This window comes from Microbulbifer taiwanensis (assembly GCF_014904815.1).
Lineage (GTDB): Bacteria > Pseudomonadota > Gammaproteobacteria > Pseudomonadales > Cellvibrionaceae > Microbulbifer > Microbulbifer taiwanensis.
The window spans coordinates 114215-139157 of record NZ_JACZFR010000001.1 but is presented as its reverse complement, the minus strand read 5'-3'; the positions used below and the strand labels follow the sequence as shown (position 1 = coordinate 139157).

The window sequence follows — 24943 nt, the reverse complement described above, 5'->3', positions numbered from 1 at the left end:
GCTAAACAGCCATTTGCGGCGTTGCATCTGCTTGACGTAGCCAGCTATGCCTGCGCAAATGCGCCTTGCATCTGGCTGTTTAGCGACCCGCTGATAACCGCATTTAGCGTGATACAGGGCACAAGAGGGCTGAGACAGTGGAAAGTGACACTCTGGAAACTGGGCCGGATAACGAGCTGGAAAACGCAACGCCAAAGTTCCGCGATACGGACCCGGGCATACTCGCCGCGGCGGTGCGCGCCCAACTGGCTGGCGCGCAGGCCTCGGGACTGGACTGTCGGAAACTGCTGAGCGACAGCGGCATAGATCCGCAGAAACTCGAGGAAGCGGACAGCCGCATCGGCCGCGAGCAGGTTGCCGAGCTGCTGTGCCGTGAGTGGGACCTGCTCAACGACGAGTCCGGTGGTTTTCTCGCCCGCCCCTGGCAGCGCGGTACCTTCGCCATGATGGGCCACGCCTGTATCAGCTGCCCCAACCTGCGCCGCGCCCTGCTGCGCTCCGGCCGCTTCGTCTCCATGGTCAGCGACGACCTGCAGATCAAGCTGGTGGAGGACGGCGAGGAGGCGCGACTCATTTTCCACCACGGCAACGACAAGCAGCTGCCCAACCAGATTTTCGTCGAGTCCCTGGCGGTCATCTGGCTGCGCTTCTTCAGCTGGCTGATCGACCGCAGCATACTACTGGAACGGGTGCACCTGGCCTTCCCGCCGCCGGATTACAATGAAGACTACAGCGATATGTTCCCCTGCCGGCACTACTTCCACCAGCGCGAGACCTGCCTGGTCTTCAACACCCGCTACCTGCAGATGCCGCTGGTGCGCGACGAACAGCAGCTGAGCGAATTCCTCGCCCGCGCCCCCGAGTGCCTGCTGGCCCAGTACAAGTCCGACAACAGCTACACCGGCCGCATCCGCCGCATGCTGCAGAGCCAGAACAGTATCGAAAACCTGTCCCTCGACGATGTCGCCGCGCGTCTCTACACCTCGCCGCAGACACTGCGCCGGCGCCTCAAGGAGGAGGGCAACAGCTGGCAGGACATCAAGGATTCCGTGCGCCGCGATATGGCGGTCTACCAGCTGAAAAAACAGGAGACCGCGGTGGCGGAAATCGCCGAACGCCTCGGCTTCTCAGAGCCCAGCGCCTTCAACCGCGCCTTCAAGAAATGGACAGGGCTGGCGCCGGGGGCCTATAGGGACAAGTATCGAGGTTGATGCCGGGGCGGGCGAACACAAGGTTCTTTCCAGCCGTGCCAGGTATTCACGGCGCCTTCGCCCCCTACAAGTCGAGCAACCACTTTACTTGATCCGTAGATATCCTGTTGCAAATCGAGCTTTTATTGGCTCGTCATCGCGGCGTGGGCCGGTATCGAGTTCGGTGGCACCTGGATTCCGGCATTCGCCGGAATGACGACTGTACTCCCCAAAAAAAATCCCCGCGATCGCGGGGATTTTTTGTTCGAAGTGCGCGGCTACTCGAAGGTCACCACCCGCACGCTGATGCGCCGGTTCTTCTGCTTGCCCTCCTCGGTCCCGTCATCGGCCACCGGCTTTGCGGAACCCATGCCGGTGGCGGTCACCCGGTTGGGATCTATACCCTTTTCCACCAGCATCTGCCGCACAGTATCGGCGCGCTCCTGGGAGAGCTGCTGGTTTTTTATCTCGTCCCCTTCACCGGAGGTGTGGCCCTCGATGGCGATGGTCAGGCCCGGATGATCCTGCAGGATCTTCGCCAGTGCATCCACGTCCGGCGCCGACGCGCTGGTGACCTCGGCGCTGTCGACTGCAAATTCAATGGTCAGCGGAAATTCGCGATTGGGGTCGCGCGCGGGATTGGTCAGGTATTCGGTGAAACTGCCAGTAAAGTCCACAGCTTCATCCGTTGTCGGCGCGGCCGTATCGGGCGGTGTCACCGCGCCATTGGGCGTCTCCTCGATGATTACCGACTCCTCATCCAGGATCACCTCCCCGGGTTCTTCTCCCATTTTCTCCTTCTTCGCACACATATTCAGTGCGTAGAGTGCGGCCAGTGCAATCAGCAGCGGCCAGAACCATTTGCCAAATCCGCCGCGTTTCTTCTCCTGGGCGTGCACCGCCTGCGGTCGCGGTTCCTGGGGCTGCGCGTGGCCGTGGGTGACCAGGGAATCGCCGAGCTTGTCGAAACTGGATACATCCAGCTCTTTCAAAAGCCCATCGGGAATCTTGTCCTTAATAAAGGATTTCTGCCCCAGCAGCAGCGACGCCAGGCTGGAAATATCCAGCCCCTTGCCCTTCACCAGTTTTCCCAGCAGCGACATCACCACCGGCGCCGCCACCTTCAGCAGGCTGCCGCCTTTGTCACTGCCGCTAAGCGCGGCCGATACCAGGTCGCCGATATTGCCGGCCTTGCCGCCGAAAATGCCCTCCAGCATATTGCCGCCGCTTTTCTGCAGGCTGCTCATCTGTGCCGGGTCCTTGAAAATATCGGCGATGGATGAAAAATCCAGGCCGCTGCTGTCGCTCACCATATTGAACAGGCTACCCATCCCCGTCTTGCTGCTGCCCTTGTTCAGCATGCCCGCAAGTACGGTGGAAAGCCCGGTCTTGACGGCGGACTCCCCCCTGTCTGCTGGGAGACCGAGCGCGCCGCTCAGCGCGTCGATACCTGAAGAGCCCAGCTGGCGTATCGCCATGTCCAGTAGATTGTCCGCCATAAATAAACCTCGTCGCTTAATACCTCTAAACGTCTCCACTGAGTGTATGGCAGCTTACCCGGTGAATTAGTTTGATTCCGAATAACTGCCAGCTGGGAACCTAATTTGTCTTTATGGTCACAGCCTGTCGCCGGCGTCACCACCCCTGGCGCCTTTCATCATTGCAGCGCCCGCCGGCGCAACTAAGGTATAGCAACCACCAATAACAAAGAGGCTCAACAAGGTGCCCACAGAAGCCTATATCTACGACGCCATCCGCACGCCCCGGGGCAAAGGCAAGCCCGGCGGCGCCCTCAATGAAGTCAAACCGGTCACCCTGCTGGCAGACCTGCTGCGCGAACTGCAACGCCGAACCCGCCTGGATACGCAGAGAGTCGATGACGTGGTCATGGGCTGCGTCACCCCCATCGGCGACCAGGGCGCCGATATCGCCAAGACCGCCGCATTGGTGGCGGGCTGGGACTGGGATATCGGCGGTGTCACCCTGAACCGCTTCTGCGCCTCCGGCGCCACCGCGGTGAATTTCGCCGCCGCCAAAGTGCGCTCCGGCTGGGAGCAGCTGGTGGTGGCCGGCGGGGTGGAATCCATGTCGCGCGTGCCCATGGGTTCCGATGGCGGCGCCTGGGCGGCGGATCCGCGCACCGCGATGGACACCGGATTCGCCCCCCAGGGCATAGGCGCCGACCTGATCGCCACCCTCGGTGGTTTCAGTCGCGAGGATGTGGACACCTTCGCGCTGGAATCCCAGCGCAAGGCCGCCGCCGCCTGGGAGCGCGGCGCCTTCGCCAGATCCATAGTGCCGGTGCGGGACCAGAACGGCCTGCTGATTCTCGACCGCGACCAACTGGTGCGCCCGGATACCTCGATGGAGGGTCTCGGCCAGCTGAAACCCTCTTTTGCCGGTCTCGGTGATCTCGGCTTCGACAGTGTCACCAAAGAGCGCTACCCGCAGGTGGAGCGCATCGACCATGTGCACACCGCCGGCAACTCCTCCGGCATTGTCGACGGTGCCGCCGCACTGCTGGTCGGCAGCGAACAGGCCGGCCGCGATCTGGGCATAGCGCCGCGCGCGCGTATCGTCTCCGCCGCCGTTGTCGGCACCGATCCCACCATCATGCTCACTGGCCCGGCGCCGGCCACGCGCAAGGCGTTAAAGATCGCCGGTCTGGCGGCGCAGGATATCGACCTTTACGAGGTCAACGAGGCTTTCGCCGCGGTGGTGATGCGCTTCCAGCGCGAGCTGGATATAGATCCACGGAAGATCAACGTCAACGGCGGCTCCATCGCCATGGGTCACCCCCTCGGCGCCACCGGCGCCATGCTGGTCGGCACGGTGCTGGATGAACTGGAAGTGCGCGAACAGCGCTACGGCCTGGTCACCCTGTGCGTCGGCGGCGGCATGGGTGTGGCGACCATTATCGAGCGACTTGGTTAACAGGGTGAGGGGGAGAGAAAAATGAAATCCATTCGCCTGGAAAAAGACAGCGACAACATCATCCACCTGATACTCGACAATCCCAACGCGTCCGCCAATGTGATGGACCGGGATTTTGCCGAGTCACTGCACGAGGTGGCGGAGCGACTGCAGAAAGACGACTACGCCGGCATTATCGTGCGCTCGGCCAAAAACACCTTCTTCGCCGGCGGCGATCTCAACTGGCTCTACGCGGCAAAAAAAGAAGACGCGGAAGAGTTTTTCAATTACTGCGAATCCCTGAAGGCGGATCTGCGCTGGCTGGAAACCCAGGGCAAGCCTGTGGTGGCCGCGATCAACGGCGCCGCCCTCGGCGGTGGCTGGGAACTGGCGCTCAGCTGTCACCACCGCATCGCCGTCGACGACCGGTCGGTAAAAATCGGCCTGCCGGAAGTCACCCTCGGCCTGCTGCCCGGCGGCGGTGGCTGCGTGCGTATGCCGCGCCTGCTGGGCATGCAGAATGCACTGCCCTATCTGCTCGAAGGCAAGCAGGTGGGCGCACAGCAGGCACTGGAGGCGGGCCTGATTCACCAGACCGCCAAAGACGCGGATGAACTGCTGGAGCAGGCGCGCGCCTTTATTCTCGCCAACGCCGAGACGGCAGTGCAGCAACCGTGGGATAAACCCGACTACCGCATGCCCGGCGGCGATGCGAAAAACCCCAGGAATGCGCAACTGCTGATCGTGGCACCGGCCATGCTGCAGCAGAAAACCAAGGGCTGCTTCCCCGCACCCGAGGCGATACTGGCCACCGTGGTCGAGGGCTCGCAGGTGGACTTCGATACCGCCACCCGTATCGAGTCGCGCTACTTCGTCGAGCTGACCTGCGGCCAGGTGGCGAAGAATATGATCGGCACCTTCTGGTTTGGCCTGAATGCGGTCAAGGCCGGCGCCTCGCTGCCGCAGGGCGCCCGCGACATCGAGTCTTCTCCGATCGGCCGGATCGGTATTCTCGGCGCCGGCATGATGGGCGCCGGTATCGCCTATGCCTGCGCCAGCAGGGGCATCGAGGTGGTACTCAAGGATGTTTCGATCGAGGCCGCGCAGAAGGGCAGGGGTTACGCCGAACAATCCCTGCAGAAGCGCTTACAGCGCGGGCGCATCGACGAGGCGGGTGTGCAGGCGATACTGTCGCGCATCCAGCCCAGCGACAGCGCCGCCGACTTGAAGGGCTGTGAACTGATTATCGAGGCAGTTTTCGAGGATCGCGAACTGAAGGCACAGGTCACCCGCGAGGCCGAGGCACAGCTCGAAGAGAGCGCCATCTTCGCCTCCAACACCTCCACCCTGCCGATTACCGGCCTCGCCCAGGCCTCGGCGCGACCGCAGAATTTTATCGGCCTGCACTTCTTCTCCCCGGCGGACAAGATGCCGTTGGTGGAAATCATCTGCGGCGAGCAGACCGACGACGCCACCCTGGCGCGCGCCTTCGCCTTCGTGCTGCAGATCGGCAAGACGCCCATCGTCGTCAACGACAGCCGCGGCTTCTTCACTTCGCGGGTATTCGGCTGCTTTACCAACGAGGGTATTGCCATGCTCGGCGAGGGCGTGAACCCTGCCACCATCGAAAACGCCGCCGCCCTGGCGGGATTCCCGGTGGGCCCGCTGGCGGTCAGTGACGAGGTATCGCTGACGTTGATGAGTCGTATCCGCCAGCAGACGATCAATGACCTGCAGCGCGAGGGCGAGCAAGCGCCATCACACCCGGCGGACAAGGTCATCGACCATATGCTGGAACTGGGTCGCGCCGGCAAGGCCGCCGGCGGCGGCTTTTACAGCTATCCGGAAGGAGCGAAAAAACACCTGTGGAGCGGCCTGGCGAAGGAGTTCCCCAGCGGCGAACAGCCGGCCCCCGAGGACGTAAAAGAGCGGCTGCTGTTTGTCATGGCCCTGGAGACACTGCGCTGTTACGAGGAACAGGTACTGCGCAGCGTGCGCGACGCCAATATCGGCTCCATCTTCGGTATCGGCTTCCCGCCCTGGACCGGCGGCGCCCTGCAGTACATCAATCAGTACGGGCCGAAGGAATTTGTCCAGCGGGCGCGGCAGCTGGCGGACAATTACGGCGAGCGATTCACTCCGCCGCAAACGCTGCGGGAAATGGCGGAAACCAACCTGCCGCTGACGGACGACTAGCCCATTGTAGGAGCGGCCCATGGCCGCGATCGATTTCACTACGCAGCAGAGACCGATCGCGGCCATGGGCCGCTCCTACAAGGTAAGAAACTGAAAAATAAAATTGGAGAACAGTGATGATCCCGAGAACCGTCTTCAACGAAGAACACGAACAGTTCCGCGATACCGTGCGCAAGTTCCTGGAGAAGGAAGCCGCCCCCTTCCACCACCAGTGGGAGAAGGATGGCCAGGTAGACCGCGCCCTGTGGAACAAGGCCGGCGAGATGGGCTTCCTGTGCCCGCAGATCCCCGAGGAGTATGGCGGCCTGGGGCTGGACTTCGGCTACAACGCGATTATCGACGAGGAGATCTCCCGCCTCGGCCTCTCCGGCATCGGCTGGGGCCTGCACTCGGATATCGCCGTGCCCTATATCATCCATTACGGCACCGAAGCGCAGAAGCAGAAATACCTGCCCAAGTGCATCAGCGGCGAAATCGTCACCGCCATCGCCATGACCGAGCCCGGTGCCGGCTCCGACCTGCAGGGCGTGCGCAGCACCGCGATCAAAAGCGGCGACCACTATCTGCTGAACGGCTCCAAGACCTTTATCACCAACGGCCAGCACGCCGACCTGGTGATCGTCGTCGCCAAGACCAATCCGGAAGAGGGTCACGCCGGCGTCAGCCTGCTGCTGGTGGAAGCGGACAGCCCCGGATTCAAGAAGGGCACCAACCTGGACAAGATCGGCATGAAGGCCCAGGACACCTCGGAGCTCTTCTTCGACGATGTAAAAGTGCCGGCGGAAAACCTGCTCGGCGCCGAGGGCCAGGGCTTTATCTACCTGATGCAGGAACTGCCCCAGGAGCGCCTCGGCGTCGCCATTGGCGCAATCGCCAATGCCGAGGCAGGGCTGCAGTGGACCATCGACTATGTGCGCGAGCGCAAGGCCTTCGGCAAACCCATCGCCGCCTTCCAGAACACCCAGTTCAAACTGGCGGAACTGGCCAGCGAACTCACCGCCATGCGCGTCTTCGTCGACAAATGCCTGGAACTGCACTACGAGAAAAAACTCGACGTCGCCACCGCCGCCAAGGCGAAATTGCTGACGACGGATTTCCAGTGCAAGCTGCTGGACGAGTGCGTACAGCTGCACGGCGGCTTCGGCTATATGTGGGAATACCCGATCGCCCGCGCCTGGGCCGATGCCAGAGTGCAACGGATTTACGCCGGCACTAACGAGATCATGAAGCTGATTATTTCCCGCGACCTATTGAAAGATAAATGACAAAGCCGTCGATAGACGTAGGGTGGGCACGCTGCGCTTTGCCCATCCTACAGAACTTTCCCGTCGTTCCGGCGCAGGCCGGAACCCAGGCTTCACCGAAGTGGATACCGGCATACGCCGGTATGACGAGCAAGAGTGGCTGCGGTTAAAAACCGAAGAAGTCGTCGTTCCCGCGAATGCCGGAACCCAGGCACTCCGAAACTGGATACCGGCATACGCCGGTATGACGAGAAAGAGTGGCTGCGGCTAAAAACCGAAGAAGTCGTCGTTCCGGCGAATGCCAGAACCCAGGCACTCCGAAACTGGATACCGGCATACGCCGGTATGACGAGAAAGAGTGGCTGCAGTTAAAAACCGAAGAAGTCGTCGTTTCGGCAAATGCCGGAACCCCGGCATCCCGAAACTGGATACCGGCATACGCCGGTATGACGAGAAAGAGTGGCTGCAGTTAAAAACCGAAGAAGTCGTCGTTCCGGCGAATGCCGGAACCCAGGCACCCCGAAACTGGATACCGGCATACGCCGGTATGACGAGAAAGAGTGGCTGCAGTTAAAAACCGAAGAAGTCGTCGTTTCGGCGAATGCCGGAACCCAGGCACCCCGAAACTGGATACCGGCATACGCCGGTATGACGAGAAAGAGTGGCCGCGGTTAAAAACCGAAGAAGTCGTCGTTCCGGCGAATGCCGGAACCCAGGCACCCCGAAACTGGATACCGGCATACGCCGGTATGACGAGAGAGTGGCTGCGGTTAAAAAGCGAAGAAGTCGTCGTTCCGGCGAATGCCGGAACCCAGGCACCCCGAAACTGGATACCGGTACCGGATCAAGTCCGGCACAGGCTCTGCGCCGGTATGACGACTACAAGACAATCAATAAAAAAATCAAATCATGCAAATCAATAACGGTCCACTAAAAGGTCTGAAGATCCTCGACTTCAGCACCCTGCTCCCCGGCCCCTACGCCACCATGCTGCTGGCCGACATGGGCGCCGAGGTGCTGCGCATAGAATCCCCGACGCGCCCGGATATGCTGCGCGGCCTGCCGCCGATGGTGGGGGGAGACAAGCCGGTATCCGCCGCCCACGCCACCATCAACCGCAACAAGAAATCCCTGGCCCTGAACCTGAAGGACCCGCGCGCAGGCGAGATAGTCCGGCGCCTGCTGGCGGAATACGATGTGGTGTTGGAACAGTTCCGCCCCGGCGTCATGGACAAACTCGGCCTCGGTTATGACGCATTAAGAGAAACCCGCGAAGATATTATCTACTGCTCCATCACCGGCTATGGTCAAACTGGCCCGCTGAAAGACAGGGCCGGCCATGATATCAACTACCTGGCCCTGTCCGGCCTCGCCAGCTACTCCGGCCGTGCCGAATCCGGCCCCAGCCTCAGCGGCACCCAGGTGGCGGATATCGCCGGCGGCTCGCACCACGCCGCCATGGCCATTCTCGCCGCCGTTTTCAAACGCCAGCAGAGCGGCGCGGGCAGCCGTATCGATATCAGCATGACCGACTGCGCCTTCGCCCTGAATGCCAGCGGCGGCGCCAACGCCCTGGCCGGCGCCGGCGACCCGCAGCTGGAAAAGGAACTGCTGAACGGCGGCAGCTACTACGACTACTACCGCACCGCCGACGGCCGCTACCTGTCCGTCGGCAGCCTGGAACCGCAGTTCGCGCAGCAGCTCTTCGCCACACTCGGCCACCCGGAGTGGCTCGAGCGGGTGCTCGATGCGGCGCAACAGGAATCCCTCAAAGAGGATATCGCCGCGACCATCGCAAGCCGCACCCAGGCAGACTGGGTGCGGCTCTTCGCCGACAGCGATGCCTGCGTGGAACCGGTGCTGAATTTCGGCGAGGCCGCCGGCAGTGCGCTTCTGCGAGAGCGGCAGATGTTGAGCGCGGCCAGGCTGCACGGCGGCAGCGCCATAGCGCAGATCAACGCCCCCATTTTTTTCGACGGCCAGAAACCGGATCAGCACACCGCCGGCGCGCCACTGGGATGCCACTCGGCCGATGTACTCGAAGCGCTGGGCTACTCGGCGGAGGAAATTGCCGGGCTGCGGGGAAGCGGCGCAATCGGATAGCGCCGGATCCACACCTTCGAATCCTCCTTCAGCCCGGAGATCGTCTGGATTCACCTGGACAGCGTCAACCCGAAGCAGTGCCAGAAACTCGACTTCAGCCGGGACGACCTGGTCGGCGCAGCGACAAGCTCGTGGCCGCCGAGCCTTTCCGGTTTGTTTCCGCGTAGAAAACCACGGCGGATCGAATGACCCGTCAGGGAGACAGGATTGCTTTCATGACATCGTAATCCTGGAAATAGAGCTGATGGCTCTTCCCAGAATATTTGTCGGTCATGCTCACTTTTGATTCAAGGGGCTTCGCTTCGTAGCCCGGCTGCGTCACTCCAGAGACGGAAACGGTGCACAACCAGTCCTGGTGGGAGTAAAAGTCCAACCAACTGTTGAGACGCCTGTCATCCCCCTGCATGCCGCCGATCAGACTCCGCGCGGCCTCCTCAATACGCGGTGCCCGCGCGCCCATCACCAGCAGCGGCCCGCCCAGCGTGATCAGGCGGATTTTGTCCGCTGCCGGCCCAGCGTAGTCAGCCAGGGCTTCAGCGGCCACGACAGTACCAAAACTGTGTGCAACGAGGGTAATGCGCTCATAATCCTGATTGTCTTCCACGCAGCTGATCGCCCGCGCCAGCCTGGCTTTCACTTTTTGCGAGAGCCCGTTCAGGTTTTGCAGGTAGGCCTTGGTACCGTAGGAAATATCCAGCACCAGCGTGGTGGGCAGGAGGATGAGCAGACCGCTGAAGACTGCCCAGAGCTGCCAGCCGGGGATCCTCTCAATCAGTTCTCCCAGCCGTCCCAGGTTAACGGGTATACCAAACAGCTGCGGCTTGCTGGCCACCGCTTCCAGGCCGGCCAGTAAGGCGGTTGAGTACCAGAAAAGGACAAGAGCAACTGTGAGCAGCATGGACACGGTCATATATTTTGCCTGCCGCACCACCTGCCAGAGCCGCTTGCTCCGCAACCAGAATAGTAACAGCTCAGCGCCGCGGATTATCTTGCCAAATACACTGAGCTGGCTGAGCAGAGGGACCAGGTCCGACCAGTAGACCTCCTGCATTTCCAGCCGGCGCCCCTCGTCGGGCAAATCGATAAATTTGGCACTCGAACCATCCGTCGCAGCCACTTCAGCACTTTGATAATTCAGCCCGTGGTCCGCGCAATACGACTTGAGTCCATCGTGGAGCATGTCGAGGTACTGCCCCCGGTGCTCCACGGCCATACCGGGAACAAACAGTATTAATTCCTTCTTCACGCCGTCTCTCCATAAGGAATGATATGGCATTGATTATCACAATGCGCCCTGTGAATCACCATTGGCATTTGATGACCGCCCAGCTCAATCCGGCGCGCGCTATTCCGCCGCCAGCTGCGACAGGCTCTCCCCATCCAGCAGCGTCAGTTCACCCAATCCCAGTTCCTGCAGCCGGCCGTACTGGCTCGCGCGGTCGCCCACCACCAGCCAGATCATCGAGTCCGGCTGCATATAGGTCTCGGCCATTTTCTGCACCCCGTCTACCGTCATGGCCCTGGCGATGGCCTCGCGGCTGCGCACATAGTCGGCGGGCCAGCCGTAGCGGCTCATATTTTCCAGCAGGCCGAGCTTGGCGGACGCGGTTTCAAAGGCGCGCGTGTTGCTGCGGATCAGGAAGGAGCGCGAGTTGTCCAGATCCTGCTCGCGGTAGGTGGGGGCGTAGTCTTCGAGAATGTCGTGGATCAGCTGCACCGACTCCGCCGTGACATTGGCGCGCACGCCGCTGGCGATGCCGAACTCGCCGCCGCCTTTGCCGGCATCGATATCGGAATAGATGCCGTAGGTGTAACCCTTGCCCTCGCGCAGCTGCTGCATCAGGCGCGAGGCAAAGCCGCCACCGCCGAGGATGTAGTTGGTGAATACCGCCGGGTAGTAATCCCCGGACAGCGCCGACATGGCCGGTCGGCCGATGCGCAGTACCGACTGCTTGGCCCCCGGCACGTCGATAAAGTAGATACCCGGCGCCGCCGCCACTGACTGCGGCGCGGGGATTTTCACTGCCCTGGCCGGCCAGCGCTCAACCAGTGAATTGGTCGCCTTGAGGAAATCCTCGCGGCTGATATCTCCCACTACATGGGCGCGGCTCACCGACGGCGAAACGTAGTCGCGGTGGAAGGCCTTGAGGTCGTCCATGGTGATGGCGGCCACCGATTCCTCGCTGCCGAGCAGGCTGTAACCGCGGATGCTGTCCTCGCTGTGCAGCAGGCGCGCGAAGGCCTTGCCGGCAATGGCGTTGGGCTCGGCGGCGGCGCGCTTGATCTGGCTGCTGACATTCTTCTTCGCCAGCACCAGTTCGCTCTTGTCCCAGCGCGGCTCCAGCAGCATTTCCTCCAGCAGCGCGAACACCTGATCGAAGTTGCGCGCCAGTGTGGTCACATCGAAGCGGATCGCCTCCTCCTCGGCGGACACTTCGATAGTGGCGCCCAGTTTCTGGATCGCCGTTTCCAGTTGTTCCGGGGTGCGCTTGGCGGTGCCGCGCTCCATCAGCATCGCGGTCAGGTTGGCCACGCCGGTCCTGTCGAGTTGCTCGTGCAGCTGGCCGCCGTCGATCACCAGGCTGAAGGTGACGGTCGGCACCTCGTCGCTCTCGATACCGGATACCTGCAGGCCGTTGGCCAGCTTCTGCTGCCACACCGGCGGCACCGCGGTTTCTGCCGGATCGCCGTAGGCGGGCTCTACGCTGCGGTCGAAACTGGACGGAGTCTGTTCGTAGTCCGCTTCGGCCGACGCATCGAAGGCCTCCTCGGCACCGTTGACTATCTGCTCTTCCACCACCTGCGCGACGCTGGAATCCGCCAGCGCCAACTCGGCCTTGCCTTTGGGCACGAAGCTCGCCGCCACATGGGGCTTGTCTTTCAGGTACTGGTTGTACACCCGCTCGACATCCTCGGCGGTCACCGCCAGCAGGCGCTGGATATCCTCGCTGACATAGCCGGCATCGCCCTGGTACACCTGGTATTGGGCCAGCTGGAAGCCCTTGCCCAGCACGCTGGCCAGGCCGTTGTAGAACTCGACCTCCTGACCCGCCTTGATGCGCTGCAGATCCTCTTCGGCGATGCCCTCCTTCTCGAACAGCGCAAAGGCTTTTTCGATACCCGCATAGACATCATCCAGGTCGCGGCCCTCGAAGGCGCTCACCTGCAGCTGCACCTGGCCGGCCAGCTCGGAATCGTAGCTGCCCATGGACACGTCCGCAGTCAGCTGCTCGTCTTCCACCAGCACCCGGTACAGGGGCGCGCGCTTGCCGTCGGACAGGTATTCCAGCAGCACCGCCAGCGGGTAGCTGTCCGGGTGATACTGCTCCACCGCCGGCCAGGCCAGCGTCAGCGCCGGTTCGCGGGCGAAGTTGTCCTCGTGGTAACGGCGCACCGATTCCTTTAATACCGCCGGCTGCTTGGGCGCACGCGCTATGGCCTCGCCCGCCGGTATCTCGTCGAAGTATTTGTGCACCAGGGCCCTGGCCTGCGCGGGATCGAAATCGCCGGCCACCACCAAGGTCACGTTATTGGGCACATACCAGCGGCGGAAGAACTCCTTCACATCGTCGAGGGTCGCATTCTGCAGATCCTCCAGCGAGCCGATCACCTGCCAGCTGTAGGGGTGCCCCTCCGGGTAGAGGTTGCGATCGATCACATACTGGGTGTGGCCGTAGGGGCGATTGTCGACGCTCTGGCGCTTCTCGTTCTTCACCACCTGCTTTTCCTTGGCCAGCACCGGCTCGGTCACGGTGTTGATAAACCAGCCCAGCTTGTCCGCCTCGGCCCAGAGCATCTTCTCCAGCGCGTCCTTGGGTACCGTCTGGTAGTAATTGGTGACATCGCGGGAGGTGGAACCATTGGCCCCGGAACCGCCGATACGCGCACTCATCGCATCCAGACCGCCCTTGCCCAGGTTCTCGGACTCCAGGAACAGCAGGTGCTCGAACAGATGCGCAAAGCCCGTGCGTCCCGCCTTCTCCCGCGCCGAACCCACATGGGCCGTCAGCGACACCGCCACCACCGGGTCGGAGCGGTCGATATGGAAGAGGACATTGAGGCCGTTATCCAGCTGGAACTGCTGGTAGTCGATGGCGAATTGGGGCGACTGTTCCGATTGTGGTTTTGATTCTGGCTTGGAGCTGTCGCAGCCCATTAGGCCGAGGGCCGGGATTGAGACGGCGGCCAGCAGGGCCATGGAGGCCGTGAGGTTCCTGAGCATGGGGAAATTCCTGTGCTTTGCTATGGGCGGGAAGATAGCAGGAGTGGTGGGTTTGGGCGACTGGGGGCAGCAGGAATTACTACAAGTGGCCAAAAGCCCATGCAACATACAGCTCAAAGTATGTGAACGCTCACATACAAAATTGCAGATAATTACAGGGGCTCCCCGGATTCCCTTTCTTCGTGATATAAATTCCGACAACAAAAACGTGACGGGAATCACAGTTTACGAGCGCATGGACGCAAGAGCTTTAAAGAAACCAGCAGAGATTAGATATATGCGGAGTCAAAACTTTACTCTGACCCGAATGGCAAAAATTTATATCGAATGGTGATCATAGAATGAGACAGGAATACAAATGCAAGAGGATATGACGAAGCCTGAAATAAAGCCTCAGGTGTCAGGTTTATCTGACGCAGAATTAGCTACATGGCTTTCTCTGCGCGATGCAAATGAAACACCAGTAGCTTATGCGCACGCGAAGCATTTATTCAAGGTTTATGAGCAATGCCAAGAACCCTCGCCATTGATTGTTGGCGACTTAGGAACAGAAACCGTAAAAGCCCTAAAGAAGCTATCAAAGTCAAAAATACTCCAACGCATAGAGCCTCCTTATGATGAGTTAAATAACATTGATACTTCCAATCCTGACTGGACATTGCTAGAAGCTAAGACCGGGGATATTACTGCTCTAAAGAAAGCAAGGGATAAACTATTTGGCCAAGGGCGAGGGAAAGCTATATCGCCTCTTACTGCAGCTATGGTTTGGCACGATGCTGGAGGACGATGCATGTACCGTGGATGTGGTCTCGATCTAGGTGTTACTCCACTAACGACAAAACCCGCAAGGGTTGCATATTTAGCACATATAGTAGCTTCTGACCCTGACGGCCCAAGAGGAAACGAAAATTCCCATACATTATCAGATGACTCAGAAAACATAATGCTAATGTGCGACGGCCACCATAGACTTATTGACAGGATTGACGTGAGTGGACACCCCGAATCTTACTTAAAGCAAATGAGGGGTAATCATACAGATCGTGTGAGAGTACTGCTGGATGGTCTGCGCTACCCCACTACTCAGATAATAACGCTACTTGCGGACTTGGCTCAGGTTCCAACAAACGTATCTAGAGCTGAACTATTTGGTTCAGTGCTAAGCAGAGAGCTAGGTCCTCTGTCTGAAATCAAACATATGATTCGAAGAACCCAGCGGGATGATCGATCACGCCCTGGATTCTGGGGGCACTTCTTACATGAGCATGAGTCAGATATCCGAGAACTGATTAACTTCACAAGCAATAGGCCTTCTCAAACATCAGCTGTAACGCCAGATGCTCTGGCTATTTTTCCACTCCATTTAGTCCCCGTGCTAGTTCTTTCTGGAAGGATTATCGGCGAGGCTAGAAATGTAGAGGTTTTTCAGTATGACCGCAGTATAAAAGCGTGGAATTGGCCAAAGCACGATACAACCTCAACCTCTACATTCAGCATTTCTTATGAAGTAGATAATTTTCATGATTTTGAAGAGACAATCCTCTCTTTCGAACTTACAGCTAGTCTTGACATTAATGCCTTGCCTGAAGAATTGGCACAAGGAGTCCAAGAGAAGAAAGTTGGCTGGGTTAGAATTACAAACAGTAATCCATGTTCTAATTGCATTGACTCAAAGGAACGATTAGAGGCTTTTTCAGGTTTAGCTCGACAAGCCATAAAAACAATTCAAGATTCTTGGCGATCGAAGAAGATACATGTGTTTGGGGTATCTCCAGCAAGTGCAATTTTCAAGTTTGGACAAATGCTACAAGCCGGAAATCACTCAATATACAGAACCTACGATAGACCTGATGGATCGAAGTCATTCGCACCCGCTCTCGATATAACTGGAAACGAAGTTTTGTCAGTTGGTTCCGAAAGCGGACAGCATCATCAAATCAGCCTCAGATAAAGGAAACTAACGTGGCAGAAACTCAATACTCATACCTCGTAAGTGAGGCCATCAATAGACGCGATGCGCAGATTAGCAAAACGTTGCGAAAGTCACTTTCCATAGAAAACTTTCACGATTCAAGTCATCAACTTGAAGCGTTGGCGCATGACATTCAGTTAGTTAACGACCACATAAAAGTTGATAGCAGAATCTTCGATGAGGCATCATCTGATTATGAAGGCATTGCTAGCAAACTAGTTGAAAAGCTACATTGGCCAAATGAGTCTATACGCATAATCCCACAGGGTTCTGCCACCACAAAAACGTTAATTAGATCACCAGACAACTCAAAGTTCGACATTGATGCGGTGTGCTCTGTCGATCTGACCATGGTAGAAGTTAGTGATCCTATGGATTTTTATGAGAAAGTCGGATCTGCTCTAGAAGAATGGGAACCAGAGCCAAAAAAGCGATGCTGGAAAATTGATTTTCAGGGACGCAGGTATTACATCGAATTTACGCCTTCGACGCCGCTAGATAAGATTCCACAATCAGCTACCGGCCAAATCACTTTTTCTCCAAGCAATCGTTATAGAGAAAAAGCTTTAGCAGTTGTCGACACTCCATCAAAACAATGGAAAACATCAAATCCAGAAGGATTCTCAAGTTGGGTATCAGATCAGTCATCTAGACCATTGCTACAATGGCTGCTAGAAAAGTCGATGCGAGATAGCTATAGCGCAGAGAGTGTCACTCCTGTTCCTGCGCAAGACGTTGAAATTTCAGACACCTTACGTGTAGCAATACGACTTCTGAAAAGGCATAGGGACATGGCCGTTAGGCGAAACTTCATAGAGCCTGATTTAAAACCTATTTCGATAATAATCGTGACTCTACTAACTCAATGTTATGAAGGCTTGGCTGATAAAGGTGCAGTTTATACGCACCCAATTGAGCTGCTCATCGATCTGGTTGAACTAATGCCATACATGGTCGAACGACGAGGGAATGAGTATTGGATTGCGAACCCAACAGTAGAAGGTGAGAATTTCGCAGAAGAGTGGAATGATAACATTAAATTAAAGCATTCTTTTGATACATGGACAAATCTACTGCTAGAAGATCTTACTGAAATCATGGCGACCACTGATAAAGATTCTAGAAGACAGACAATAAAGGAGGTCTTCGGCTGTACAGCTGCTCAGAGCCCAACTCCACCATATGGCAGTGGTTTAGCACCGAAAAAACCAAGTCAACATCACAAAGCGCCGCCGACAAAAGGGTTAGCTTAAGTTGCCAAATGAGTTTGATAAATTTCTTCGAGAACATGAGTGTCTATTAGATGAATTAATTTCATCTAATAGCACTCGGCGATTTCCCCTATACATTCCAAATTTGCCTGAAGGAAGAACCATTGACAAGGCATGGATAGAGATACCTCGCGATTTTGCTGACAGGGACTTAGCTAAAATTTTGCTTCCCAAAAAGTATATTCTTAAGATTCCTCATGTGGAGGCCGATGGCCACCTGTGTATAGACGGAGATCCAGGCCCATTGAGTGGAAGCTCTCCCAGAGCCAGAATTGATCAACTAATAGATCTATTTTATTCATCATTTATCGAACCATGGTCAAGAGGAGAATTGGACAGTCATTTTTCCAAAGAAGCAATGAATTACTGGACGATACACTGCTCAAGATGTATTACCAGAACCCAACCTATATTAAAAATATATACAACGAATCAGGAGACAGGTAAATCTAAGATATACAAATGCCCCTTTATAGAGAGTAAGCGAATCGTGATTGCTGGCGACGACTCATCAATACGAAATCGCTATGTCAATTCTATGAGCAACGGAAATACTATCTCAACCGTGATGGCAGCTGAAATACCCATTTCATTCCCGTTCATTCCAGACAATTGGCCAAAAAAAATAAAGGATATTCAAAGGCTAGTCACAGTTAAACTTGGACCTGACGATGCATGTAAATTCTTTGAATCTGTAGGGCGTAGAAACAGAAGTATTCACAGAATTATTGTTTTTAGAGCACCAGGCTGTGCATTTGGTTACCTTCTACCCGGCGGACCACCTTCGAAGACTAAAAAAGGAAATTCCCTCAAGTCTTTCCCAAGTAACAGCCTTATTCCCCTCAAAGTTGAGCGGCTAGATGTAAGCTGGACTACGGGAAGAGACCAACACCCGGAATATGTCGATAGACAGCTGAAGCACGTGTTAATTATCGGTGCAGGCGCTCTGGGCAGCCCAGTAGCGGAACAGTTAGCCAAGTCTGGAGTCGGCAAGTTGACGCTGGTTGATGACGATACTTTAAGTTCTGCTAACATAGGCCGTCACACACTGGGGGCAAATTCAATCGGTTCATCCAAGGTGGATCGATTAGCCAAAAGCATTTCAGTACGATGGGCAAGTTGCAATGCACTCGGCTTTTCCATGTCTATTCAAAAATGGTTAAAGAATAACACTCTGATAGATGTTGATATTGTCCTAGATCTCACGGGTGAGCCCGATGTTCGACTTCGTATCGACCAGGAACGAAAAAAGAATAATATAGATCTCGTCATTGCATGGATGGAACCCTATGTAGCTTCTGCTCACGCATGCCTGTTGCCGGCAGGTGATTTTTGGGTAACAAACGATGCCGACCGGCTAAAAAGCTTGAATGCTATTGACTGGCCTGACGAAGTAATACTGAATGAACCAGCATGTAGCAGTAGCTTTCAAAGTTATACATCAGCAGCCGCTACACATGCGGTTGCATTGACTACGGAAGCTACATTGGATCTTATAGATAAAAAGGTAGAGAGTCCAATCGTTAGGCACTGGATCAGAGGGCAAAAATATCTTGATAAATGCCATACAGGACTCCAGTTTAAAGAATGGGCGAAAAAAGCCTCTGATTTTGATGGCTTAATTATCGAGGATAACTTATGACTGCACGGAGCTTCAGTCTACCTGATAACAGAGGGGTTATACAGTTTAGCACTGAGGTTCTAACTCACATGTATAGCTATGCTCAGACCAAGTTTTGGAAAACAGAGGCGGGAGGCCAACTTTTCAGCGACGCACCAGAGAGCGACATGGTTCATATTGATATTGTAACAGGGCCTTACTCATCAGATAGACGAACGCGGTGCGGGTTTCATCCAGACCTAAATATTGCCAACAGAGACCGGAAAGAAAATTTTCTACGTGGCTTTCACGCTGTCGGACTATGGCATACTCATCCTGAGCATACACCATCACCCTCAGGTACAGACAGGCAAACAGCATGCGAATATCTTCACGCGTTTAATGGGGAGATGGATGGTTTCATACTGGTAATAATTGGAAATCGTGGAACGCCTTTGAATCTTTGCGTTTGGTTATCTTATACTGATCCAAGAAAGCCTTGGATTAAACTTGATGAAATTTAGAGGCGTGCCCGCCAACTTCCACGCCATGAAGAACCTATTTGAAAAGAATCTGGGGGTCAAAAGAATCCGGAGGTCAAATCTAGACATGGCAGTATTAACGCAATGAACTTCGACCCACTTATAAATCAAGTATTATCAGTTGTATACTGGCTACTACCAATTGCGCTGGCCGCCACCATTTTTAAATCCCCCTGGTTCAAGGGGATTTTGGGAGAAGCATTAGTCAAATTCTTTGGCAGACTGCGTCTTCCCATCGATGTGTATCACCGCATTCACAACGTTACCCTCCAGACTCCAGATGGCACTACGCAGATAGACCATATCTTCGTATCCCGTTTCGGTATCTTCGTAGTGGAAACTAAGAATATGCAGGGCTGGATATTTGGCGGGGAGCACCAGGCTCAGTGGACGCAGCGAATCCACAGAGAATCTTTCAAGTTCCAGAATCCGCTCAGGCAGAATTACAAGCATGTAAAAGCACTTGAAGCGCTTTTGGATGTGCCGGAAGACGCCATTCACTCCGTAGTAGTCTTTGCAGGCAACAGCACCTTTAAGACGCCGATGCCCACCAACGTCACTAAGCAAGACGGCTACATCCGCTATATCAAATCCTTCCAGACGCCAGTTCTGAGTGAAAGCGAAGTTCAAGATATAGCAAGCCGGATACAATCTAGCCGCCTAGCACCAACGCGTGAAACACACAGACTGCACGTACAGCAGCTGAAAGCTCGCAATAACCCCAATGCAGAAAGAGTATGCCCAAAATGTGGCATCCAAATGGTCAAGCGAACCAGCAAACGTGGCACGAATGCAGGCAGACAATTCTGGGGCTGCTCTGCATTCCCAGAATGCAAGACAATACAGAACATTAGCTAGCAGTTATTAGTTCGAATAAAGACAGGAACGTAATCCGGTGATCGACTTCGAAAACAAAAGCCTCTTCAAACTCAAACAGAACCCTGACTACGCCGAAAAGGTAGCCCCACTACTACTCGACGGCGAGGAAGTGCTGGACTCCTTCAAGTCCATGCGCGACGGCGTGGTGTTTACCAGCAAGCGCATTATCGCGGTCAATGTGCAGGGCATCACCGGCAGCAAGAAGGATTTCACCTCCCTACCCTACAAGAATATCGTCGCCTACTCGGTGGAGACCTCCGGCACCTTCGATATCGACAGCGAGCTGGAACTCTACTTCTCCTCGCTGGGCCGGGTGCGCTTCGAGTTCAGCGGCAGGGCGCGGATTATGGATATCGCGCACTATATCGGCCGCTATGCGCTGTAGATCAGCGCCTTCCGCGCGCCTTACCTTTGAAGTCCCACCATAAAGAGAGAGAACATGAAATCAATAATAATGCTCTGCACGCTGTTTTTCTCGCTTTCGTTCACCGCTTTCGCCGCTTCTGAGCCGCTGTCATACGGCGAGTCGCGCACCGTAAAATCGAAGCTGCTGGGTCAGGAAAAAGCCATCCAGATCCATATTCCCGCCGACACCGGCCATCCCAAGCAGAAATTCCCGGTGCTCTACCTGCTGCACGGTCAGTGGGATATGTTGCCTGCGGTGGCGACACTGGACCTGATTGCCACTAGGGTTCCGGATTTCATGGTAGTCGGTATCGACAGTCGCGGCGTTGAGCTGAATGTTGGCGAGGGCGAGGACAGGTTCGCGGCCTTTCTGGAAAAGGAGCTCTTTCCGCTGATTGAGCGCGAATACCCCGCGGCCGACTTCCGCATCCTGTCCGGGCACTCTCACGCGGGAAAATACGTGATGCAGCAGTGGCTGAGCGACGCATTGCCGGTATCCCGCTATTTCGCATTCAGTCCATCGCTGGATGATGGGGTTATCCTCGACAGGGTCCGGGCCCTACCCAAGGCCACCTTAGCCAAAAGAAAGCCCCTGGCGCTGACCATGGCCAGTGAGGGCGACCATATGTACACGCCGTACAGCAAACTCGACACTATTCTGGACGCCAGCGAGCCGCTTCAATACGTTTCCCGCCACTTTCCTGAAGAGACACACCGCAGCACCAAACACCCGTCGATGAAGTTTGCCCTGCAGGCAAGCTTCCCCGAGTGGGCGCCGTCAGGTGATGTAAAGATGTCTGGAGCTGCCGGGCTCAAACAGCACTACACCATGCTGTCCGCCCGTTACGGACTAGACGCGCTTCCCTCGGTAGAAATGCTGCAACAGATTACGGCGCGCTATTCGGTGGGCGGTTCGCCGGCGTGGCACGCGAAGCTGGAACCCATGTTCGACTATGCACTGCACGATCTCCGCGTACCGCCCGCGCCTTTTGTCGAGATTGTGGATTACCTGACGGATAACGGCTATGCAGATGCAAGTGCGCTTTACCTGAATGCCTTGTGCCGCACCGAGAAAAGTATCGAACGCTGCGAATCTGTTTCCGAGGATTAGCAGACTGAAGCAAGGATGAGATCTATTACGTGATCAGCGGCACCGGCGATCTGACGATGAACGGAGTGAAATCCGAGGTGGGACCCGGTACCGCGATTCTGACACGCCTGGGCAGTTCCCACGGTCTGCGGCAGACCGGCAGCGAGGGTCTGGTGACCTCTATTGTCACAGGAAAGAGGCACAACCCTAGGCGACAGACAGAGTTCGCCCGCCGATTCACGGGTGCTGTACACTGCCCCCGACACGCCGCCCCATTATTCCACCACGCCGGGATCGACCAGCCATGTCCGCAATGTTTGAAGAAATCGACAGCCAATCCTCGCCTCTGGGGGAGATATCCCTGCGCCGGCGGCGCATCCCCGCACTCGGCGACAGGGATATCTACGAGGTAAAACTGGGCGAAGAGTTCCTGATGTCGAGTATGTTTGTGGAGGCGGAAGAGGCGCTGTCCAGGCTCGGCCTGGCGGCAGTGCAGGGTGAGGGGCTCGATGTGGTCGTCGGCGGCTTGGGGCTGGGTTATACCGCCGTGGCAGCGCTGCAGGACGCGCGGATTGCCGAGCTGCTGGTGGTCGAGGCCCTGGACACGGTGATCGGCTGGCACAGGGATGAGCTGGTGCCGCTGGGGAAAACCCTCAACGCCGACGGGCGCAACCGCTATGTGCACGGCAGCTTCTTCGATCTGGCCACGGCCCCCGAGTCGGGCTTTGACCCGCAAAACCCGGGCAAGAAGTTCGATGCCATTCTGCTGGATATCGATCACTCTCCGAGCGAATACCTGAATGCCGCCAACGCGGGCTTTTATACCAGCGAAAACCTGGCGCTGATGGCAGAGCAGCTGAAACCCGGGGGCGTCTTTGCCATGTGGTCGCAGAACTTGCCGGAGGCACATTTCGAGACGCTGCTGAAAACGGTTTTTGCAACGGTCGAGTCCCACGTGATCTCTTTCTACAATCCGTTTCTCAGTGGCGAATCCACCAACTCTGTTTATGTGTGCGTTAAGGCCGCCGGGGAATAACGCTGCCTCACATCGACAAATAGGCCGCGACATGGTCGCAGCCTATTGCCTTCATCTACCCTGCCCGAACGAGCACATACCCAAGTGGCAGCTGCCGGGGCAGGCATTTTGTATCAGGCCGTGACCTCAAGCGCGTCATCTTTCTCCATGGCGCGGCGATAGGCGTCGCGCGCTGTGACCCGCTGCGCGTAGTCGATGAATTCAGCCCGCTTTTCGATGGTGCCGAATTCCAGCCCCCAGGCGATCTGTGATCCCACATAGACATCGGCGGCGGTAAAGCGCTCGCCGGTTACATAGGCGTGGTCCACAAGCCAGCTGGAAAGGCTGTCGAGTGCGGTCGCGTAGCTGCCGTAGCCCAGCGATCTCTGCTTCTGCGCATCCGCTTCCACACCGAGTATCTTGACGTCGCTAATCGCCGCCTCCAGTGGTCCGGCGGTGAAGAACAGCCAGCGGTAGTAACTGGCGCGTTCGTCGGGCAGCGGCGCCAGCCCCGCTTGCGGAAAGGCTTCCGCCAGATAGGCACAGATGGCGGCACCCTCGGTCACCACCTGGTCGCGGTGCACTATGGCCGGCACCTTGCCCATCGGGTTGATCTTCAGGTAGGCGGGCGCTTTCATGCTGCCGCCAAATTCGAGAATCTCCGCGCGATAGGACGCATTCACCTCTTCCAGTATCCAACGCGCAATACGACCGCGGGATTGCGGGTTGGTATAGAGAATGACTTCATCTTGCATAGCAGCTCTCCGTTGCTCTTCATTGCTCTTCGGTTGTTTGTGCCTGTGAAAGGAACGGGAGCACTGTAGCGGTTAAATAGGCTATATTCCGCCCTAATAAATTTTGCGGGATGCAAGACATGTCGAATCCGACGACACGGGTGCTGGCACTGCTGGAGTTATTGCAGATCCACGGCAATGCCAGCGGTAGCGAACTGGCGCAGATGCTCGGCGTGGACGGCCGCACGCTGCGTCGCTACATCGCGACCCTTGAGGAGATTGGCATTCCATTGACGGCCGAGCGCGGGCGCTACGGCGGTTACCGGCTGGTGTCCGGTTACAAGCTGCCGCCGATGATGTTCACCAACGAAGAGACGCTGGCCATCTCCCTCGGCCTGCTGGCGGCACGCAGCCTCAGTGTGGGCGAGGTCTCCACCGCCGTCGCCAGTGCCCAGGCCAAGCTGGAACGGGTCATGCCGCAGAAACTGAAACAGCAACTGCGCGCGCTCGGTGATAGTGTCACCCTGGACCTGGTGCCGACGGCGGCGCCGGACAGTGTCACGCTGGCAACCCTGGCTGCCGCCACCCAGAACCGATGCCGCACGGTGTTCGACTACGCCGGAGGCAGCAATAATGATAATGGGAGTGCGACGCGGCGCGAGTTCGACCCCTATGGCCTGGTGTTCCGCCACGGTCGCTGGTACGCGGTGGGTCACTGCCACCTGCGCGCAGATCTGCGCACCTTTCGCCTCGACCGTATGCAGCAGTTGCACCGGCTGGACATTCCTTTCCAGCGGCCACAGGATTTTGATGCCGCCGCCTATCTCACCAGCAGTTTTGCCAGCATGGATTCAGGCATTGAGGTGGAGCTGTTGCTGCACACGGACCTGGCAAAAGCCAGCGCCCTGCTCGGCGACGAGCTGGGCCTGCTGACCCCCAAAGGCGACGCGGTGTTATGGCGCGCACACACCGGCTGCCTGAACTGGTTTGCGGCGCAGCTGGTACGACTGCCGTTTACCTTCGAGATTCTCACGCCGTCAGACTTGCGGGCCGAGTTGCGCCGCCAGGCCGAGAAACTCCTGGCCATCGCGACGGCTTAGTCCCAGGCAAAATCGCATACGCGGCTGAAATCACCCTCTAAAAACAATGAGCGAAGATCTGTTCGGCAGAAACTGCGACAGGGAAAGCTGCAAACATTGAAGTTGGTATTGCATACCGCTTCCTGAGTAAGCCATATCACCCCTACAGAGTGCTGTCGTCATTCCGGCGAAGGCCGGACTGCGAAGGCATGGATGCCGTAGCGAGCATTCGCGAAGCGAATGGCCCGAAGGGCGTGGCGCAGGAGCGCTACCTAATCCAGGTGCCACCGAACTGGATACCGGCCTTCGCCGGTATGACGTGTCAATGAAAGCTTGTTTTGCAACAGAGTATCTACTGGTTCCGTTATATGAGCACAGGGTGCTGCATTCGGCGCACTGATTACCAACAATACTCATGCCTCTTAACTACTCGATATAATTTATCGAAAATCCAAATCAAGCGGCATGAGTAAAACCAAGGTTGCCTC

General features: G+C 56.9%; 20 protein-coding genes. 16 read left to right on the top strand and 4 right to left on the bottom strand.

The features are described from left to right. Window positions 1-137 precede the first annotated feature (137 nt). Complete coding sequence (locus tag IG627_RS00575) at window positions 138-1211, top strand: AraC family transcriptional regulator (RefSeq protein ID WP_319024453.1); 1074 nt, start codon at window positions 138-140, stop codon at window positions 1209-1211. 257 nt (window positions 1212-1468) lie between these two features. On the opposite strand, the gene IG627_RS00570 is transcribed toward IG627_RS00575, so the two are convergent. Then, the gene (locus tag IG627_RS00570) at window positions 1469-2689 is read right to left on the bottom strand and encodes an OmpA family protein (RefSeq protein WP_193189192.1); all 1221 of its coding nucleotides are present in this window, start codon (window positions 2687-2689) and stop codon (window positions 1469-1471) included. Window positions 2690-2912: 223 nt separating this feature from the next. On the opposite strand from IG627_RS00570, the gene IG627_RS00565 reads away from it, so the two are divergent. The 4 genes from IG627_RS00565 (at window position 2913) to IG627_RS00550 (ending at window position 9646) form a co-directional block, all read left to right on the top strand. Next, window positions 2913-4124 (top strand): acetyl-CoA C-acetyltransferase, encoded by a 1212-nt coding sequence (locus IG627_RS00565; protein WP_193189191.1) that lies wholly within the window; start codon window positions 2913-2915, stop codon window positions 4122-4124. Between the two features lie 21 nt (window positions 4125-4145). Then, complete coding sequence (locus tag IG627_RS00560; protein ID WP_193189190.1) at window positions 4146-6299, top strand: 3-hydroxyacyl-CoA dehydrogenase NAD-binding domain-containing protein; 2154 nt, start codon at window positions 4146-4148, stop codon at window positions 6297-6299. A gap of 116 nt (window positions 6300-6415) precedes the next feature. Next, window positions 6416-7564 (top strand): acyl-CoA dehydrogenase family protein, encoded by a 1149-nt coding sequence (locus IG627_RS00555; RefSeq protein ID WP_193189189.1) that lies wholly within the window; start codon window positions 6416-6418, stop codon window positions 7562-7564. An 888-nt stretch (window positions 7565-8452) separates the two neighbouring features. Next, complete coding sequence (locus IG627_RS00550) at window positions 8453-9646, top strand: CaiB/BaiF CoA transferase family protein (protein ID WP_193189188.1); 1194 nt, start codon at window positions 8453-8455, stop codon at window positions 9644-9646. Window positions 9647-9839: 193 nt separating this feature from the next. Here the strand turns inward: IG627_RS00550 and IG627_RS00545 are convergent, their stop codons facing one another. Together IG627_RS00545 and IG627_RS00540 are read right to left on the bottom strand one after the other, a co-directional pair. Continuing rightward, complete coding sequence (locus IG627_RS00545; protein ID WP_193189187.1) at window positions 9840-10892, bottom strand: lipase family protein; 1053 nt, start codon at window positions 10890-10892, stop codon at window positions 9840-9842. A gap of 99 nt (window positions 10893-10991) precedes the next feature. Then, the gene (locus IG627_RS00540) at window positions 10992-13868 is read right to left on the bottom strand and encodes a M16 family metallopeptidase (RefSeq protein WP_193189186.1); all 2877 of its coding nucleotides are present in this window, start codon (window positions 13866-13868) and stop codon (window positions 10992-10994) included. On the opposite strand from IG627_RS00540, the gene IG627_RS00535 reads away from it, so the two are divergent. The 10 genes from IG627_RS00535 (at window position 13867) to IG627_RS00490 (ending at window position 22663) form a co-directional block, all read left to right on the top strand. Beyond that, window positions 13867-14202 (top strand): hypothetical protein, encoded by a 336-nt coding sequence (locus tag IG627_RS00535; RefSeq protein ID WP_193189185.1) that lies wholly within the window; start codon window positions 13867-13869, stop codon window positions 14200-14202. The two genes, IG627_RS00540 and IG627_RS00535, sit on opposite strands and share 2 nt — an antisense overlap. Window positions 14203-14226: 24 nt before the next feature. Further along, window positions 14227-15819: an SAVED domain-containing protein gene (locus tag IG627_RS00530; protein ID WP_193189184.1), complete on the top strand. Its 1593-nt coding sequence runs from the start codon at window positions 14227-14229 to the stop codon at window positions 15817-15819. An 11-nt stretch (window positions 15820-15830) separates the two neighbouring features. Next, window positions 15831-17093, top strand: coding sequence for a nucleotidyltransferase domain-containing protein (locus IG627_RS00525; RefSeq protein ID WP_193189183.1), 1263 nt, complete (start codon window positions 15831-15833; stop codon window positions 17091-17093). A 1-nt stretch (window position 17094) separates the two neighbouring features. Next, window positions 17095-18753: a HesA/MoeB/ThiF family protein gene (locus IG627_RS20770; RefSeq protein WP_226864562.1), complete on the top strand. Its 1659-nt coding sequence runs from the start codon at window positions 17095-17097 to the stop codon at window positions 18751-18753. Further along, complete coding sequence (locus IG627_RS21235; RefSeq protein WP_226864561.1) at window positions 18750-19235, top strand: Mov34/MPN/PAD-1 family protein; 486 nt, start codon at window positions 18750-18752, stop codon at window positions 19233-19235. Before IG627_RS20770 ends, IG627_RS21235 begins: the two co-directional genes overlap by 4 nt. Before the next feature lie 102 nt (window positions 19236-19337). Next, the gene (locus IG627_RS00510) at window positions 19338-20111 is read left to right on the top strand and encodes a nuclease-related domain-containing protein (RefSeq protein WP_193189181.1); all 774 of its coding nucleotides are present in this window, start codon (window positions 19338-19340) and stop codon (window positions 20109-20111) included. A gap of 37 nt (window positions 20112-20148) precedes the next feature. Further along, on the top strand, window positions 20149-20517 hold the full coding sequence (locus IG627_RS00505; protein WP_193189180.1) for a PH domain-containing protein: 369 nt from the start codon (window positions 20149-20151) through the stop codon (window positions 20515-20517). Between the two features lie 54 nt (window positions 20518-20571). Continuing rightward, the gene (locus IG627_RS00500; protein WP_193189179.1) at window positions 20572-21648 is read left to right on the top strand and encodes an alpha/beta hydrolase; all 1077 of its coding nucleotides are present in this window, start codon (window positions 20572-20574) and stop codon (window positions 21646-21648) included. Window positions 21649-21668: 20 nt separating this feature from the next. Beyond that, on the top strand, window positions 21669-22040 hold the full coding sequence (locus IG627_RS21230) for a cupin domain-containing protein (RefSeq protein ID WP_193189199.1): 372 nt from the start codon (window positions 21669-21671) through the stop codon (window positions 22038-22040). Then, window positions 21932-22663 carry a polyamine aminopropyltransferase gene (locus IG627_RS00490; RefSeq protein WP_193189178.1) on the top strand — a complete coding sequence of 244 codons (732 nt, stop codon included), beginning with the start codon at window positions 21932-21934 and terminating at the stop codon, window positions 22661-22663. Before IG627_RS21230 ends, IG627_RS00490 begins: the two co-directional genes overlap by 109 nt. Before the next feature lie 113 nt (window positions 22664-22776). On the opposite strand, the gene IG627_RS00485 is transcribed toward IG627_RS00490, so the two are convergent. Then, the gene (locus tag IG627_RS00485) at window positions 22777-23397 is read right to left on the bottom strand and encodes a glutathione S-transferase family protein (RefSeq protein ID WP_193189177.1); all 621 of its coding nucleotides are present in this window, start codon (window positions 23395-23397) and stop codon (window positions 22777-22779) included. Window positions 23398-23516: 119 nt separating this feature from the next. On the opposite strand from IG627_RS00485, the gene IG627_RS00480 reads away from it, so the two are divergent. Then, window positions 23517-24476, top strand: coding sequence for a helix-turn-helix transcriptional regulator (locus tag IG627_RS00480; protein ID WP_193189176.1), 960 nt, complete (start codon window positions 23517-23519; stop codon window positions 24474-24476). Window positions 24477-24943: the final 467 nt, after the last annotated feature.

What these genes read in the sequence shown, in the direction of transcription:
- IG627_RS00550 (WP_193189188.1), top strand. Translation starts at nt 8,453, where the DNA reads ATGCAAATCAATAACGGTCCACTAAAAGGTCTGAAGATCCTCGACTTC.
- IG627_RS00555 (WP_193189189.1), top strand. Translation starts at nt 6,416, where the DNA reads ATGATCCCGAGAACCGTCTTCAACGAAGAACACGAACAGTTCCGCGAT.
- IG627_RS00540 (WP_193189186.1), bottom strand. Translation starts at nt 13,868, where the DNA reads ATGCTCAGGAACCTCACGGCCTCCATGGCCCTGCTGGCCGCCGTCTCA.
- IG627_RS00530 (WP_193189184.1), top strand. Translation starts at nt 14,227, where the DNA reads ATGCAAGAGGATATGACGAAGCCTGAAATAAAGCCTCAGGTGTCAGGT.
- IG627_RS00490 (WP_193189178.1), top strand. Translation starts at nt 21,932, where the DNA reads ATGTCCGCAATGTTTGAAGAAATCGACAGCCAATCCTCGCCTCTGGGG.
- IG627_RS00510 (WP_193189181.1), top strand. Translation starts at nt 19,338, where the DNA reads ATGAACTTCGACCCACTTATAAATCAAGTATTATCAGTTGTATACTGG.
- IG627_RS00485 (WP_193189177.1), bottom strand. Translation starts at nt 23,397, where the DNA reads ATGCAAGATGAAGTCATTCTCTATACCAACCCGCAATCCCGCGGTCGT.
- IG627_RS00535 (WP_193189185.1), top strand. Translation starts at nt 13,867, where the DNA reads ATGGGGAAATTCCTGTGCTTTGCTATGGGCGGGAAGATAGCAGGAGTG.
- IG627_RS21235 (WP_226864561.1), top strand. Translation starts at nt 18,750, where the DNA reads ATGACTGCACGGAGCTTCAGTCTACCTGATAACAGAGGGGTTATACAG.
- IG627_RS00560 (WP_193189190.1), top strand. Translation starts at nt 4,146, where the DNA reads ATGAAATCCATTCGCCTGGAAAAAGACAGCGACAACATCATCCACCTG.
- IG627_RS00570 (WP_193189192.1), bottom strand. Translation starts at nt 2,689, where the DNA reads ATGGCGGACAATCTACTGGACATGGCGATACGCCAGCTGGGCTCTTCA.
- IG627_RS00480 (WP_193189176.1), top strand. Translation starts at nt 23,517, where the DNA reads ATGTCGAATCCGACGACACGGGTGCTGGCACTGCTGGAGTTATTGCAG.
- IG627_RS00500 (WP_193189179.1), top strand. Translation starts at nt 20,572, where the DNA reads ATGAAATCAATAATAATGCTCTGCACGCTGTTTTTCTCGCTTTCGTTC.